This window comes from Micromonospora sp. BS32 (assembly GCF_059089345.1).
Genome location: NZ_JBSSHR010000004.1, coordinates 214,714 through 229,563, shown reverse-complemented (window position 1 = coordinate 229,563; position 14,850 = coordinate 214,714). Strand labels below are relative to the sequence as shown.

The 14,850-nt window shown below is 67.1% G+C and carries 13 protein-coding genes, 1 tRNA gene and 1 pseudogene; 13 read left to right on the top strand and 2 right to left on the bottom strand.

The genetic code is table 11. The features are described 5' to 3' along the window. The first annotated feature begins 648 nt into the window (after positions 1-648). The 12 genes and pseudogenes from AC5RWQ_RS08750 to AC5RWQ_RS08695 all read left to right on the top strand — a co-directional run bounded on the left by AC5RWQ_RS08750 (position 649) and on the right by AC5RWQ_RS08695 (position 12,082). On the top strand, positions 649-1,197 hold the full coding sequence (locus tag AC5RWQ_RS08750; protein ID WP_494282214.1) for a SigE family RNA polymerase sigma factor: 549 nt from the start codon (positions 649-651) through the stop codon (positions 1,195-1,197). Beyond that, the gene (locus AC5RWQ_RS08745; protein ID WP_494282213.1) at positions 1,194-1,859 is read left to right on the top strand and encodes a hypothetical protein; all 666 of its coding nucleotides are present in this window, start codon (positions 1,194-1,196) and stop codon (positions 1,857-1,859) included. The genes AC5RWQ_RS08750 and AC5RWQ_RS08745 overlap by 4 nt, the downstream gene beginning before the upstream one ends. Positions 1,860-2,024: 165 nt before the next feature. After that, entirely contained in the window at positions 2,025-2,618 is a 594-nt protein-coding gene (locus tag AC5RWQ_RS08740) for a hypothetical protein (protein ID WP_494282212.1), read from the top strand. Between the two features lie 56 nt (positions 2,619-2,674). Continuing rightward, positions 2,675-3,355 (top strand): hypothetical protein, encoded by a 681-nt coding sequence (locus tag AC5RWQ_RS08735; protein WP_494282211.1) that lies wholly within the window; start codon positions 2,675-2,677, stop codon positions 3,353-3,355. 754 nt (positions 3,356-4,109) lie between these two features. Continuing rightward, a pseudogene (locus AC5RWQ_RS08730) lies at positions 4,110-5,048 on the top strand (IS3 family transposase); the annotation flags it as partial. 322 nt (positions 5,049-5,370) lie between these two features. Next, entirely contained in the window at positions 5,371-5,745 is a 375-nt protein-coding gene (locus AC5RWQ_RS08725) for a PadR family transcriptional regulator (RefSeq protein WP_494282210.1), read from the top strand. Beyond that, entirely contained in the window at positions 5,742-6,677 is a 936-nt protein-coding gene (locus AC5RWQ_RS08720; protein WP_494282209.1) for a hypothetical protein, read from the top strand. Before AC5RWQ_RS08725 ends, AC5RWQ_RS08720 begins: the two co-directional genes overlap by 4 nt. A 754-nt stretch (positions 6,678-7,431) precedes the next feature. Continuing rightward, on the top strand, positions 7,432-7,806 hold the full coding sequence (locus AC5RWQ_RS08715) for a hypothetical protein (protein ID WP_494282208.1): 375 nt from the start codon (positions 7,432-7,434) through the stop codon (positions 7,804-7,806). Between the two features lie 375 nt (positions 7,807-8,181). Beyond that, positions 8,182-8,997: a hypothetical protein gene (locus AC5RWQ_RS08710; RefSeq protein WP_494282207.1), complete on the top strand. Its 816-nt coding sequence runs from the start codon at positions 8,182-8,184 to the stop codon at positions 8,995-8,997. Then, positions 8,994-10,211, top strand: a complete 1,218-nt coding sequence (locus AC5RWQ_RS08705; protein ID WP_494282206.1) for a hypothetical protein — start codon at positions 8,994-8,996, stop codon at positions 10,209-10,211. The genes AC5RWQ_RS08710 and AC5RWQ_RS08705 overlap by 4 nt, the downstream gene beginning before the upstream one ends. Next, positions 10,204-10,872: an ABC transporter ATP-binding protein gene (locus AC5RWQ_RS08700; RefSeq protein ID WP_494282205.1), complete on the top strand. Its 669-nt coding sequence runs from the start codon at positions 10,204-10,206 to the stop codon at positions 10,870-10,872. The genes AC5RWQ_RS08705 and AC5RWQ_RS08700 overlap by 8 nt, the downstream gene beginning before the upstream one ends. Continuing rightward, positions 10,859-12,082, top strand: a complete 1,224-nt coding sequence (locus AC5RWQ_RS08695) for an ABC transporter permease (RefSeq protein ID WP_494282204.1) — start codon at positions 10,859-10,861, stop codon at positions 12,080-12,082. Before AC5RWQ_RS08700 ends, AC5RWQ_RS08695 begins: the two co-directional genes overlap by 14 nt. Positions 12,083-12,237: 155 nt before the next feature. On the opposite strand, the gene AC5RWQ_RS08690 is transcribed toward AC5RWQ_RS08695, so the two are convergent. Beyond that, on the bottom strand, positions 12,238-13,308 hold the full coding sequence (locus AC5RWQ_RS08690; RefSeq protein ID WP_494282203.1) for an integrase core domain-containing protein: 1,071 nt from the start codon (positions 13,306-13,308) through the stop codon (positions 12,238-12,240). 658 nt (positions 13,309-13,966) lie between these two features. Between AC5RWQ_RS08690 and AC5RWQ_RS08685 the strand changes: the two genes are divergently transcribed. Beyond that, positions 13,967-14,039: transfer RNA gene (locus AC5RWQ_RS08685), tRNA-Arg, on the top strand. Between the two features lie 350 nt (positions 14,040-14,389). Here AC5RWQ_RS08685 and AC5RWQ_RS08680 read toward each other — a convergent pair. Next, the gene (locus tag AC5RWQ_RS08680; RefSeq protein ID WP_494282202.1) at positions 14,390-14,743 is read right to left on the bottom strand and encodes a hypothetical protein; all 354 of its coding nucleotides are present in this window, start codon (positions 14,741-14,743) and stop codon (positions 14,390-14,392) included. Positions 14,744-14,850: the final 107 nt, after the last annotated feature.

Here is a 14,850-nt window from a genome sequence, read left to right as displayed (position 1 = left end):
CGAGCACAACGTCGTGCACACCGCGCCCGTCCCGGCGACGGTGATGCGCCTGACTCAGACCGCCACCGGGGTCGCAACAGACCAGCCGATGCCGCCGGGCACGCGTCGTACGGTCACCGACAGTCCAGACGTAGGCCAGCGTCAACCCCTGCCTGAACAGACGAGTACCAACGGAGCACTACCGTCCCGCAGACGGAAAGAACGGGTGCGGAAGTGGGAAAGAAGGTGACCCCTGTTCTCGCAGGTCACAGCCTTGATCGCTTGTGCGCCGGAAGGGACTCGAACCCCTAACGTCGCCGTGCTGGTTTTGGCGCGTTCGTGCTCGCCCGGTGCCGAACATCCGAGCACCGTCGCAGCACCATGCGAGCCGCGATACCCCCTCGGATCTACGCGTCCAGGGTTCTGACGGTGTCGAGCCTTGGCAGCACGCACGCTCCAACCACGACCGCCTTCACCTCCCGCTTCACTCGGTCCAAGCCGCGCCGCTGACCGCCTCCCACTGACCTTGGCGCAGCGATTTCGCGCTTGACGACAGTCACGTAGATTCTGCCGAACGCAGACACATCGCTGCCGACATCGGAACTGCCCGGCGGGAAAATTCTCGGCTCCGCGGTAAACCTTCTGGCCACCTCCGCCGTCAAGGAGATCATGAAGATCGGATCGGGTTCGGACGTCGACGAGTCGTTCGCGGCCTTCGTCGCCACGCGCTCTGGCCGGTTGGTGGCACACGCGTACCTGCTGTGCGGCGACACCGAGCAGGCGCGGGACATCGTTCAGGGCGTCCTTGTCCGGGCGTATCGACGGTGGGGTCGGATCGACCGCGACGACCCGTACGCGTACGTCGCCACCGCGATCACCAATGCGGTGACGGACTGGTGGCGCATGGCTCACCGCCGTTACGAGACACCAACCGCCGCCCTGCCCGAACAGGCCGGCGACGCGGCATTCGGCACGGTCGACGACCGGCAGGCGTTACTGGTCGCGCTGCGGCAGCTGACCCGGCGGGAAAGAGCCGTCGTCGTCCTGCGCTACCTGGACGACCGCACCGAGGCTGACGTGGCCGCCATGCTCCACCTGGGCGTCGGCACGGTCAAGGCCACCTGTCACAAGGCGTTGCGCAAGATGCGCCGGGAACTTCAGGACACACCAATGGAAGGTCTGCGGACCGCAGCGCGGGAAGGGATCCAGAACCGATGAAGGCCGAGACGGATCTGCACCAGGCGATGGATGCCGTCGCCGCCACCACGCCGTCGCTGGACGCTGCCACCATCCTCGCCCGGGGCAAGCGGCACCGCACCCGTCGTACGGCGCTGCTCGCGGCCTGCACCACCGCCACCGTCATTCTCGGCCTCGGCGCGACACTTTCGATCCTCCCGCTGGCATCGCCTCCGCCGCAGCAGGCGGCCCTGCCCTCGACGGCGGTGAAACCGTCCGGCCCGTCGGCGTCCTCCGCCGCCCCGCCGGCGTCCTCCCCCGCGAGCCCGGATCCCACCCTCGCACCGGCGGACCGCTTCGCCAGAGGCCCCGAGAGGCGGTTCAATGGAGCGTTCGTCTCCGACATCACTGACAAGTCGCTGCCGTCCGGCCAGTCGACCGGCTTGCTCCTGCGCCTGGTCCGGGACCCCGGCTCCACCACACTGCCGACGCACGTGGACGACGTCACGCCGCAGCGTATCCGCGTCAAGGGAGTCGACGTCCGCCTCTACCTCACCGGCAGCGACCAGGACATTCAGCAGGCCGAATGGGTCCACGAACGCTCTTTGCGCGTCCTGCAGTGGATGCCGGGAACGGGTCCGCACCGGATCTCGGAATCGGACGTCGAATGGATGATTGCCAGTTCCATCGGCGGCAGCTTTTGATCCGTTTTCAGGCTTTTGGCAGGTAATGCTCACCCCGGATCCCACCGTGGCCGCTATTCGGATAGCGTCGGCCACGTCGCGGAACGGGGGACGTGCCACATCCGTGGGTCCTGCGCTGTATTTCCACGACACAGATGCACGCTGAGGCGTTGAAAGGAAAGCATCTTGTCGCATCGCAGAAGTCTGTCCGAAAAAGTGTTGAACGCATTACTGGTCATCGGAGTGGCCACTGCCATGATCGCCACCGGCGGGTCGGCACCCGCGCTGGCCTACACCGAGGCGGTGGCCGGTACCGGCAACTCTGCTCCGTGGTTCAACTTCGACAAGAATCCGTCAAGCCCGTTGTACAGCACACTCACGGCTTATGTCAGCGTGGGCGGCGTGCGGTACCGCATCAGCCAGCGCGCCGGCAGCGGTAACGGGAGCACCAACGACTGCCTGTCCAACCAGGGATGGTTGCCCAACGGTTACTACTGGGCCGACGGAAGGGACAGCACCCGCTTCTCCCACATCTACAAGGACTGGGGCAGCGATGTCGTCCGCGGCTGGGTCTGGAATCTCGGATCGAAGCTGTGCTCGTCGGGTTCCACCACCCGCACGGAACTGTACATCCACTCGCAGGGCTACTCCGGGTGGACGAATTCCAACTACGCGTCGAACGGGTGCATCAAGATCAACCAAACGGACCGCAGCCATCTGCACGACCGGTTCTACGCCGCATACGACAAGTCCAACGGTTTCCTTCAAGTAGTCAGCTGAGAGATCGGACCACTGTCATGGACAACTCGAATCGTCGTAACCGTGCACTGCTGTCGGTGGCCGCACTCATCGCGGTCACGATTGGCGCCTCCGTCATCTTCCAACCGGCCGCCCACAGCGAACAGCCCAGTTCGATCCGCGATCAGGTACTTCGCCACGAGCAGTTGGTGGCGGACTGCATGAAGGGTCGGGGCTTCGAATACGAGGTGACCGTTCCGCGGGACCTCCTGGTCGAGGAGGCGCGCGCCGCGGCGGAGGCCGACGGCCGCGACGTCAGGGCCGCGGTGGAGCAGGCATCCACCGCCGCGCGTGGCACGTCGCCCGATCCGAACGAGCTGCTGGTGGCGGGGCTGGAGCCCCGGCAGCAGCAGGCCTGGGGGGACGCTCTCTGGGGCACGGATGACACTGCCGGCTGCATGGACAGCACCCTTCAAGCCGCCGCCCGGGTCGACGTCGACGCCGGGCTCCGACGCGCGGAGGCCATTCTCGCCCAGGTCAAGTCCGACCCCGCGGTGCAGGCAGCCGAGAAGGCGTACGTCGCTTGCATGGCCGCCCAGCGGTACTCCGTCACGTCGGTGGATGACATTTACGAGTACGTGGGCCGGCGAGCCGACGTGCTCAGCGCCGAGGCCGGGCAGGAGCTGAAGGAAAAGGCGTACGCCCGACACGACGCCTGCTCCCGGCCGTACAACCAGACGTTCAACGCCACCCATCTCCGGCTTCTCGGTGGCAAGTGACTCTACCGCGACAGTTCCGGCTGACCAGGTGATCACAAGGTCCAGCTGATAGCGGCATCGCCCCGTGAAGGGCGTGCGACGGGGTGGTTGGGCCGGTGGTCGGTCCAGCCACCCCGCCGCCGTGCCTGGCGGTGGCCTACCCCGTCTTGACGTGACCGGCGGCCGGGCTCGGGGGAGGGTCGACGCGCGCGGTGCCCACCAATCCCGCTCATGAGGGCCCTCCGACCCTGTCCGTCGGCCGGGGCGATGCGGGCGTGCCGGTCTGTGCCCTCGTGCGCCGCTCCGAGTCGGCGGCGACACTGCCCACCAACGTCGAGATCGTCACCGGCGATCTCGCAGTGCCCGAATCGCTCGACGCCGCGCTGCACACCATCAGTACGTCTTCCTGGTCTGGACCGCCCCGTGGCAGACTGCGGCGGCCGTCGTCGACCGGCTGGCCGCCCACACACAGCGGGTCTTCTACCTGTCCGCACCGCACCGGACCCCGCATCCGTTCTTCAGCAACCGAACCCGATGGCGGCGCTGCCCTTGATGGCCATGAGCTGCGGTGCCGCCTAATGGGCGAGCTGCTCGATCTCGGCGTCGAGCGTGACGATCTCCGCTGTGAGCTGCTGGTATCGGGGTGGCGAGCACTTGAGTGCCAGCTTGCTGGCCGCCTTCGATCTCCGCGAGCTGGCCGGGGCGGCAGCGCGCTGTGGCGTCGACGAGCTGACGAGGCTGAGCTCCTCAAGGAGGTGGTGCCCCAAAAGACCGGTACGCGGCCATCCAACAGATGGCCGCTGAGGGGCTACCCGTCGAGATCTGCTGCCGTGTGCTCGCGGTCTCGGCGTCCGGGTACTACGCCTGGGGCAACCGACCGCCATCGCAGCGGGCGCTGCGTCACGCGTGGCTGACCGAACAGATCCGAGCGGTGCATCTGGCCTCCCGGGGAGCGTACGGTTCTCGCCGCGTGCACGCCGAACTACGGCTGGGCCGTGGCCTCGTCGTGGGTTATCACGCGGTGGAAATGCTAATGCGCCGCGCCGGCATCCGCGGCCTGCCTGGAAACCGGCGCCCACGGCCGAAGCACCAGACTCCGACCGCGAGCGATCTGGTCAACCGCGACTTCACCCGCTCATCGCCGAACCAGTTGTGGGTCACTGACATCACCGAGCACCCGACCCGGGAGGGCAAGGTGTACTGCGCTGTCGTGCTGGACACCTTCTCCCGCAAGGTCGTCGGCTGGTCCATTGACGCGGCGCAGACGGCCACATTGGTTACCAACGCTCTGAGCATGGCCATCAGCAACCGCCAACCGGCCGGCTCCGTGATCCACTCGGATCACGGAGTCCAGTTCACCTCATGGGCCTTCACCCGCCAGGTCCAGGAAGCCGGCCTGGCACCGTCAATGGGATCGATCGGCGACTGCTACGACAACGGCATGATCGAGTCGTTCTGGGGCCGGATGCAGCTGGTCGACACCCTCGCCCGCCGGTCGGCTCAAGTACGAGTCCACGCCATCAAGGGCGTGCGTGCTGCCAAGGATCGACACCCGCAGAACTTTGGACGCGTAGATCCGAGGGGTGTCGTCGGCTCGCATGGTGCTCGTCTGTTCAGGCACGGGTTGGCGCTGGCCGGCGTCTGGCTGTCGGTGACAGTACGACGCGTGCCCGGCGGCATCGGCTGGTCTGTTGCGACCCCGGTCCCGGTCTGAGTCAGGCGCATCGCCGTCGCCGGGACGGGCGCGCTGTACACGACGTGGTGCTCGCGTGGATGGCGAGGTGGTGAAGCAGCGGCGTGATCGTTCGGGGGTGGCCGGCGAAGCCGCCCGTCGGTCCTACGGCGATGAGATCACCATCTAAGAGTCTCGATCACACCACAGTCCCGGAAACCGCCGCACTCCGTCGCTCGACCTGCGTGCCCGCGCTGGTGACGATCCCAGCTCGCGTATCGGGCCGCGCCCACCGCGCGCCCCCTGAACAAGCTTCGGGAATATCTTCGTTGCGAAGATATCCTTCCTTGGATAGGGTCAGCGCATGAAGACTCCGCTACAGGAGCCCACGTTCCTGGTCCTGACCGCCTTGGCGGAGGGACCCATGCACGGCTATGGACTGATCCTGAAGGTGACCGAGCTGTCACAGGGTCGATTGTCGCTCCGACCCGGTACCCTTTATGGCTCCCTCGACCGACTAGCCGACGACGGACTAGTGACGGTGGATCGGAACGAGATTGTCGATGGCCGTGCCCGCAAGTACTACCGCCTCACCAAGGAGGGGATCGCGCTGCTGCATGCCGAGACGGAACGCATGCGCCGGGCCGTCGAGGCGGCGACTAGCCGCCTCAGTAATCATGCGGCAGCCCGGCCGCTGATTGCGCCGCTCAGTGCGAATCTCGTCGGTGGTGTCGCGTGACATCCGTGCTGCGTCATCGCTACACCAAACTCCTGTGCTGGTACCCCGCCGCCGACCGTAGCGATCGGGGCGTCGAGATTGTGGACACGTACATGGAACTCTCGCCTGCCGGACAGCGCTGGCCGCGTCCCGGTGATGTCGCCGACCTGGTGGTCGGCGGACTGCGCCAGCGCCTGCGGGCTCGCAACGCCCTCGGTCTCGCCGACGCCCTGCCGCTCACCGGCACCATCGCTCTGGTCGCGGCCGTGACGATGGCCACCATGGGGTTGATCCTCACGGAAGTGTTCCCGGATCCCGAAACGTACGCCGTCGGGGCTCCGATGCTGGGGCCGTTCCACACCCTCGGCGCACTGGCGTGGATCGCCTGGATGCTCGTGCTGCCGGCTGGGATCGCCGGGTTCGGCCGATGGGCGGTCGCGATCGCAACCGCCGTGACGATCGGGGTGGCCGTGGCCGTCGCGGTCGTCCCCGCAGCGGACTTGACCTCACTTCAGGAGCCGAGCTTGTTCGTGCTCGTGCCTCAGATCGCCCTGGGCGTGTTCGCGCTGGCGGTGCCCCGCCGCCACGGCTACCGACGCGCGGCGGTCACCGCTTCCATGATCGCGGCTGCGGCCACGATGCTGCTGGTTGGGTCGCGCTACAACCTGCGGTACGACGTACTTCTCGGCATGATGCTGTTCCTGGCGCTCATCGTCACCGGGGTGGTCCTCACCGCCCGACGAGACCGGCGTGCCTGGTGGCCTGCGATCCTGCTACTCGGGCCAGTGCTGCTGCTCGGGCCGAAGATCGGCATGGCGGCCATGTACGACAGCAGGCGAGGGGCCCTCGCATGGGCCGCGATGTCACTGCTGGTGGCGGTGGCCGCGCTGCTGATCGCGGTGAGTTGGCAGACCCAGCGCGCCCGGCAGCGGGCGGCCCAGTTTGAACAGTAGCTCCACCGGTTCGCCTCTGGCCCGACGTCGGCGGTCAGGTCGCGAGTTGGTGTTGCAGGCCGCAGCGGACGGGGTAGAGACGTCACTTCTGCTCTACTGAGGTCCCCCTCGCGGTGTGGGGCTGGGCGGGAATGGTCGTCTCACGCCGGCCGAACCGTCCAGATCCGCCACCGACGTCCCATCCAGTCGAAACACTCCCGCACCGGGACCGTCCACTGGCTACGGGACGTCACCCACGACGAAGCTGCCGAACCCGCACCGACACGGGCCCTCGTGTCATGGCTACCCTCAGCAACGCCACTGGCGCCCTACGCCTCACCGGCGTTGATCGATATCGCCGCCGCCAACCGCCACCACGCCCGCACAGCAGCCGACCACTCGCCCTGTGCAGGCTCACCTGAGGCCCGTTGCCGGGGCCCTGCCTGGCCGCAGCCCGGGACTGGCCGTCGTCCACATGCCTGAACGAACCGGTTGGACGAGATCCTAAACGTGATCAGCGTCACAGAAGGATGCCGCATATCGGACTTTTCGGTGTTAGAAATTCCCGCGAAGAGGGCATTCGATCGTTATCGGTCGACCTGACGGGGCAGCGCAAGAAGTTTATGAACGCTAATCTCGCGTCTGTTCCAACAACGCAATTCACTTAGTTGGTCTATCGATGGCGCGCCGCGCAGGATCAGGAAGGGACTGCAATCCTGCTGGTCGCTCGCGCGACTCGAGATCGGTGGACTCTGTCGCGGGGAGGAAATGCAGAATGAAGGTAGCGCGATCCGTGGCCCTCGGGGCTTTGGCGGCCGCATTTGCGACGGTCGGGGTGGCCTCGCCGGCGATGGCGGTGGACCGGAACTGCTATGACGGGTACTTCTGTGTCTACAGGGATCTGAACTTCAGCACCGCCAACACGATGTACAAGTTCACCTACAGCGACAACAACTGGAGTGACGGGCAGTCGGGGATCTACCACGCTGACAGCTCGTGGCGGAACTTCTACCCGAAGACGGCGCATGTCTGCGACTACGGCTCTTTCAACATCAACACCACGATGGCCGTGTTGGGTGACGGGTGGCAGCTGAGCTACAGCTCGAGCTGGAACGACAAGGGCGAGGGGCACTCCTGGAGCACTTGCTGACTTTCGGCAAGTGAGAACCTCCGTCCACCGAGGCTTCGTTGCGTCGAGTCGACGGCTGGGTCGAGTTCCGCGCGTCACTTTGCGCGTTCGGCGATGTCGGAGGTCTTTCGCCTTCGCGCATTGACCGTCTTCTTCGCCTGAAACATCTGGCGCTTGCGGTTTCAGGAAGCGGTTCCGGCGTCCCGCTTGCTCGGGGTACGCTCTGCGGAAGCGGGACGCCGTCCTGTTGGGACAACAGTCAGTAAGGAATGTCGGGTAATCGCGATGGGACGACGTCGGGCGCTCTGTGTGGCGGCAATGCTTGTGGTGGGCCTCAGCGGATGTGGTGGTGACCCCGCCTCTCCGGATACGAAGGCAGCCGCGACTCGGGCGCAAATGGCCTGGGATTCCGCCCAGCAGCAGTCCAAAGAGGTCGAGGACATCGAGCGCAGGCTTGTTCGGCGCTGCTTGACCAAGAAGGGTTTCAAGACCTTTCCGCCGGAAGCGCCGGCGGGGAATGAGCCGAGAGAGGGGCAGCAGCCGATTTCGCCCGATCCCGCCGATGCTGCTCGCGTCGGATATGGGCTCGACCCCCGCCTGCTACCGGAGCCTCCGGGGGCGGCCGACGAATCGGCCTACGCGCGGACGCCGGACTCGTACAAGAGCAGCCTCACCACCGCCAAGTACGGGCCGGAGGGGGACACGGTCTCCTTCAACGCCCCGGACGGCGCCAAGGTGTCGATCCCCCGCTCCGGTTGTCTCGGCGAGGTCCGCTCGGGCCTGTTCGGTGACCTCAACCAGTACCTCCGGCTCTCGTTCACGGCGGCCAACCTCGTTCGGCAGGGCACGGCACGTGAGGTCGAGAATGACCCGAAGGTGTTGGCCGCGTTGGACCGCTGGAAGGCATGCGTCGAGAAGGCGGGCTACCCGGGTATCAAGAAGTTCGGGGAGATGAAGAACAAGGCGCGGCAGCTCTACAAGGGCATCGACCCCGCCAACGGCAAGGCATTCGACGCTGCGGTGGCCGACGAGATCAAGATTGCGACAGCCGAAGCGACGTGCACCAGGTCCACCGGCCTCGACGAAGCGGTCGCAGTCGCTCGGGCCGAGGGATCGGTGGAAACGCTGGCCAAGTACGAGGCCGATGTGGTCGCGTGGAACGCGATGGTGCGAGAGGCGTTGAAGAAGGGTCAGGAGATGTTGAAGGCATGACGGGCGGGTACCGCAAGGCGGTCACCACTGCGGCGATCATGGTTGCGGTCGTCGCGGCGACGCTGTCCGTCTGGGCTGTCGCCTCTCGCGCGCGGACGCCCGCCCAGCGAGCGGCGGAGGCGGCACCGCCTCTGCCGTCGGTGCTGACCGCCGTCGTGGAAGAGGGGCCGCTCTCCGACGAGTTCCTCCTGCAAGGCACCCTGAGCCGACAGTCGAGGGCCTCCGTCCAGGGACCCGCCGTGGCCAACGGCAGGTCCGTGGTGACGGACCTGCCGGTGAAGGAGGGCAGCCGGGTACGCAACCGCCAACTGATCGCCGTGGTGTCCGGCAGGCCGCTCATCGCGCTCGAGGGACGGTTCGCCAGCTACCGCGATCTGCGCCTCGGCGACGAGGGGCCCGACGTCCGGCAGTTGCGCCTGGCCCTCGGCCTGCGCAGCGACGACGTCTACGACCGCGCCACCGCCGCCAGCGTGGCCCGTCTCTACCGGGACGTCGGATACCCGGCGCCCGCCGCCACGACGCCGGCCGAATCGACGCCTGCCGGGTCGGCGCCTGCCGAATCGCCGCCCGCAACCGCAACACCCGCAGCCGCGACGCCCGCCGAGCCGAAACCCGCCGCTACGGTGCGTGGCGGGCTGCTTCCCATGGGCGAGGTCGCATTCCTCCCCGCGCTTCCCGCGACGGTGGTGGACGTTACCGCCGGGGTCGGGGACAAGGGCGACAAGCCCCTGCTCACGCTGGCGTCGGGCGGGTGGCAGGTGGTGGCGACGCTCAGCGAGGATGATCGCGCGAACCTCAGGGGCCTCCCGGTTGGCACCAGCATGTCGATCAGTGACGGGCCCGCGGACGGCAAGAAGGTCGTCCTTGCCGGCGTGACAGCGGCCAAGGCGGACGAAGAGGGTAAGCCGGCTTATGCGGCGACCTTCAAGATCAGTGGCTCGTCCGGAGCGGCCCTGACCGACGGCATCCCGGTGTCGGTACGCATCGTTCGGCGGCAGAGCCCTCGCGGAGCCGTCGTCGTTCCGGTGTCGGCGTTGTGGACCAGAGCGGGTGGGCAGACCGAGGTTCACATCGAGTCGGACGGCCGTCGGACGGTGGTGCCGGTAGAGGTCCTGTTCGTCGTGGACGGGCGCGCCGCGGTGACTGGTCCGGCGGAACTCACGGGCGGCGTCGAAGTAACGGTCGGCTCCCGCAACGGCGGCTCCGTTGGATGACGCCGTGGTGCGGTTGGTCGACGTCACCAAGACCTTTCCGGGGCCGGTCGCCGTATCGGCTCTGAACGGCGTGAACCTCGAGATCCGCCGAGGCGAGATGACGGCGATCATCGGCCCGTCGGGCGCCGGAAAATCCACTCTCCTCAACATCCTCGGGTTGCTCGACGTGCCGACGTCCGGCCGTTACCTGCTGGACGGCCAGGACACCTCGGGGCTCGGCGAGCGGCAGTTGACCGCCCTCCGAGCTGTCACCCTCGGCTTCGTGTTCCAAGCCTTCCACCTCGTCCCACACCTGACCTGCGTGGGCAATGTGATGCTGCCGCTCGCCCATCAAGGGTGGCCTCGCCGGGAGCGGGCCAGACTTGCGACGGATGCGCTCGTCCAGGTGGGACTGGGCCACCGACTGCATGCTCGGCCCGCGACATTGTCGGGTGGGGAACGGCAGCGGGTCGCGGTGGCGCGGGCGATCGTGCACTCACCTTCGGTGATTCTGTGTGACGAACCGACGGGAAACCTCGACCAGCAGAATTCGCTGCACGTCATGGACCTGCTTCGGCAACTGGTCACCCCGGAGCGGTCACTGATCGTGGTGACCCACGACGACACCGTGTCGGCGTGCGCCGATCGGATCGTGAAGGTGGTCGACGGTGTCGTCTGCTGAGCATTCGCGGCCTCGCCGGGCCACGACGTCGTTCAGGGATGTCGTCGCTCAGGCCCTGCAGGCCATGGCGGGGCGTCGGGGGCGCGCCGCACTCACCGCCTCGGGCGTCGCGTTCGGCATCTGCGCCGCCGTGGCCACCCTGGGGATCACCGCCAGCGCCTCCCAGGCGGTCACCGCGAAGTTCGACGAACTGACCGCTACCGAGGTACGGGTGAAATACCCGACTTTCGATTCAGGTGACCACGGTGCCCGACCGGACGTTGGGCAACGCCTGCGGGTGAGAAAACTCAACGGCGTCCGAGACGCGGGCCTGTTGGCCCAGGCCGACGGGCATCCCACGATCTCGAACATCCGTGACGACGACGCGCCGTGGAGCGAGGCGACGGTGCTGGCCGTCCAGGACGGTGGTCTGGCGGCCAGCGGCGCAACGATGGTCAGCGGCCGCATGTTCGATGCCGGTCACGAGAGCCGGCACGACAGGGTGGCCCTGCTGGACTCGGTAGCTGCGACGTGGCTCTTCGGCGGGGCCGGGGAGGGGCCGGGCGCGATGGTGTACGTGGCCGGTGTGCCGTACGCGGTTGTGGGCGTCTATCAGGCACCCTCGGGCAACACGGCCATGACTGGTGCGGTGGCGCTGCCGTACTGGACCACGACCGGGCAACCTGGACTGCGCTTCCCCAGCTCGGAAATGGTCGTCAGAACTCGACTCGGGGCAGCGGACCAGGTGGCGCGTGAGGTGCCGTATGCCATCGCCCCTCAGGCGCCCGATGACCTGGCGGTACTGGTACCGCCGGACCTGCGTTCTCTCCGCGCAGGTGTCGAGCGGGAAACGCAGGCGCTCTTTCTCGGGCTCGCGCTGGTCTCATTGGTGATCGGTGCACTGGGTGTCAGCAACGTCTCGTACGTGTCAGTGCTCGAGCGGAGATCCGAGATCGGCCTTCGGCGTGCCGTGGGCGCCTCCCGCCGTGCCGTCGCCGCACAGTTCTGCCTGGAGACTGCCGGACTCGGGCTCATCGGCGGCGTTGCGGGGACCATTGCCGGCATTCATGTCACGGCTGCGACCAGCCTCGTGAAATCGTGGCTCGTCATCCTCGATCCGATGGTGCTCGCCGGCGGACCGCTGATCGGCTTGGTCACCGGGCTGGTGGCGGGTGTGTTCCCGGCGATCGCGGCGGCCCGCGTACAACCGGCAGACGCTCTGCGCTCTTGACCGGAGGATCGTCGGACCTGAACTGTTCGTGGAGTGGCTGATCGCAGAACGGAACATGCCCGGCGCCTTGTGCACGACGAGGGATTCGCGGCAGCGCTGGCCTGTACCGTGCCAGAACTCGCTCAACGCCGTGACGTGGGATTCCGAAGATCGCGTCAGGCTGCCCGGTGGTACTCGTTGATCACTCCAGCGAGTCGTCGTCGGCGCCGCACGGGCATGTTCATGGGGGTCACGACGGCCGGGTCATGGTTGGGCGGCAACTGCTGTCGCCCTTGGTGTGGCCGGTGGTCGTTGAGGTGGTCCACGTACTCGCCGACCACGGCCAGGGCGTGCCGCTCGTTGTAGATGAGCAGATGGTCGGTGCACTCCTCGCGCAGGCTGCGGCCCCAGCGTTCAATGAAGCAGTTCGCCCGCGGGGTGCGGGGCGGAGTCTTGATCACCGTCATGCCTTCGGCGACGAAGACGTGATCGAAGGCGGTGGCGTATTTGCCGTCGCGGTAACGGTCGCGGATGAGGAACCGGAACCTGCTGGCCCGATCGCCCAGGGTCATGAGAAGGTTGCGGGCCTGTTGGGTCACCCATTGCCCGGTGGGGTGGGCGGTGACGCCGAGCAGGTGGACCCGCCGTGTGGCGACCTCCATTACCACCAGCAGGTACAGGCGTCGCAGCAGGATCGTGTCGAGGTGGAAGAAGTCGATGGCCAGCAGGCCGGTGGCCTGGTTGTGCAGGATCGTTCGCCAGCTGGTGTCCTGCTGGCGGGGCGGCGGGCCGACACGACGGTGGGCCAGGATTCGCCGGATCGTGCATGCCCCGATCCGGTGGCCCAGCCGCTGTAGTTCGCCTTGGATTCTGCGGTGGCCCCATCGCGGGTTTTCGCGGGCCAGCCGTAGCACCAGGTCCCGGATTTCGTTGCTGACCGGTGGCCGGCCTGGCTTGTTCGGGTAGGTCCAGTGGCGTCGTACCAGCCGTCGGTGCCAGGCCAGCAACGTCGTCGGGGTGACGATGCGATGCGCCCGTATCCCGCGGGGTAGCAGGTGGGCCAGGGCGGACAGGATCGCCCGGTCCGGCCAGGACAGGCGCGGCCGGCCGGGGACCTGCCGGCGCAGCACCGCAACCTCATGGCGTAGCGCGAGGACCTCGGCCATCAGTGCTCTGTCGCCGCGGATCAGTAGCCCAAGTCCGCTGAACAGGCGGATCATCCCCAAGTACAGCAACCGTACGACCATGCCAGCGATCATCAACCCGAGCCGAGAAATCCCAGCTCACAACATGTGCGACGAGTTCTGGCACGGTACAAGCCTGTTCCGGGTGGTGCCGGGACGGGTGGGAAGCGGCCCTGACAAAGCCGGGACGTGTGAGCACTGCCAGATGGTGCGGGTCCGGCGAGCGAGACGAAGAGGAGTACGCGAGGAACCGGCGTCATTACGTCCCTTTAATGGGTTACCGGCTCGAACCTGGTGGATAGGGGCCGGATGGCGGTGCTTCCCCGGTCGCATGCATGGTCGGGAAGCTTCCGGGCCGGACAGGATCGCCGGTCCGGGAGGCCGTGGGGAAGGTCTGCGGCGTACCCATGGCAAGGCCGCAGGGGCAAAGCCGGGCTCCTCCTTCGACGAACGAGCAGCAGTGAACACGGGAACCAGCGCACCGATTGTCGGGGTGTCCGATGATCTCTGCTGTGCTCGGAACGCGCTCGGTGAGTCGTGGGTACCGTTGGGCAGCCGCGGTCACGGCCGGGCAGCGGTTGGCGCGGGTCCGACCGGCGGGCATCGGTGTGCTCCATGTGTGCTCCGCTGGTCGGAGCAGCGGGCGGCTGGCGCCCGTGAGCACAGGCGGGTACGCCTGGGTACTCGTTGGCACCCGCTGGCAGGTAGGCTGGGCCTTCGCGCCCTCGTAGCTCAGGGGATAGAGCATCGGTTTCCTAAACCGTGTGTCGCAGGTTCGAATCCTGCCGGGGGCACCTTGAAGATCAGCCAAAATGCTGCCTGAGCTGGCAATAGACACGGCGCTCTGCCTAGGTCAAGTGGGGTGTCCGAAGCAAGATCCGGAATGACGGCCATCATCCGGGCCAGGTCCACGGTCAACGCGTCGTCAATGCGGCCGTCGGCGGTGGCCTCTTGCCCATCGATGCACTTGGCGTAGACCTTGAGTACAACGTCGACGGAGTGCCCGGCCCGTTCGGCGACATCGGTCGCCGGAACGCCGATGTTGAGCCACAACGACAAGGCAGCGTGCCGCAGGTCGTACGGCCGTCCTGCGAGCCGAGAGTCAACCTGACGCGGGCGTCAGCGCCAGGAGCCGCGCCTGTTCTCAGTCGCGGGAGTATGTCGAGGCGGCAACGACGTTGTCCCGCTCGCTGCGGAACAGACGGCCGTCCTCGGCAACACCGAAGCGCTTGATGTGCTCCCGCAGGATCTTCACGAGCGCCAACGGGATCGGCACGCCGCGTGGCTCGTCCTTGGCCCGGGGCTTCAGTCCGCGGTCGTCGTGGACTTGGCCGCTGTCCGCCCACCGCCTGCCCGCCTGCGGGCGACTCTTCGCCAGCGTCAGTCGACCCCATCCCGCTTCGGGAAGGTCGCAGTTCTGCTCCGGAAGTCCTGACGCTTCTGCTGGTCTCAGCGCGGCGAAAGTACAGGCAGCCGAAGAACGCGACCAGGCGCTCACCACGTTTCGCCTTCCCCCGCTGACCGACGTGGGTAGGGGCGATCAGCAGTTCGAGCGCCTGTCGCTGGTTGACGACCACCCGGCGGTCGACGACCTCGGCTACCTTC

Excerpts from the sequence above, each read along its gene's own strand:
- AC5RWQ_RS08715 (WP_494282208.1), top strand. The coding sequence starts at position 7,432 with ATGAAGGTAGCGCGATCCGTGGCCCTCGGGGCTTTGGCGGCCGCATTT.
- AC5RWQ_RS08725 (WP_494282210.1), top strand. The coding sequence starts at position 5,371 with ATGAAGACTCCGCTACAGGAGCCCACGTTCCTGGTCCTGACCGCCTTG.
- AC5RWQ_RS08750 (WP_494282214.1), top strand. The coding sequence starts at position 649 with ATGAAGATCGGATCGGGTTCGGACGTCGACGAGTCGTTCGCGGCCTTC.
- AC5RWQ_RS08710 (WP_494282207.1), top strand. The coding sequence starts at position 8,182 with ATGGCCTGGGATTCCGCCCAGCAGCAGTCCAAAGAGGTCGAGGACATC.
- AC5RWQ_RS08690 (WP_494282203.1), bottom strand. The coding sequence starts at position 13,308 with ATGGTCGTACGGTTGCTGTACTTGGGGATGATCCGCCTGTTCAGCGGA.
- AC5RWQ_RS08705 (WP_494282206.1), top strand. The coding sequence starts at position 8,994 with ATGACGGGCGGGTACCGCAAGGCGGTCACCACTGCGGCGATCATGGTT.
- AC5RWQ_RS08745 (WP_494282213.1), top strand. The coding sequence starts at position 1,194 with ATGAAGGCCGAGACGGATCTGCACCAGGCGATGGATGCCGTCGCCGCC.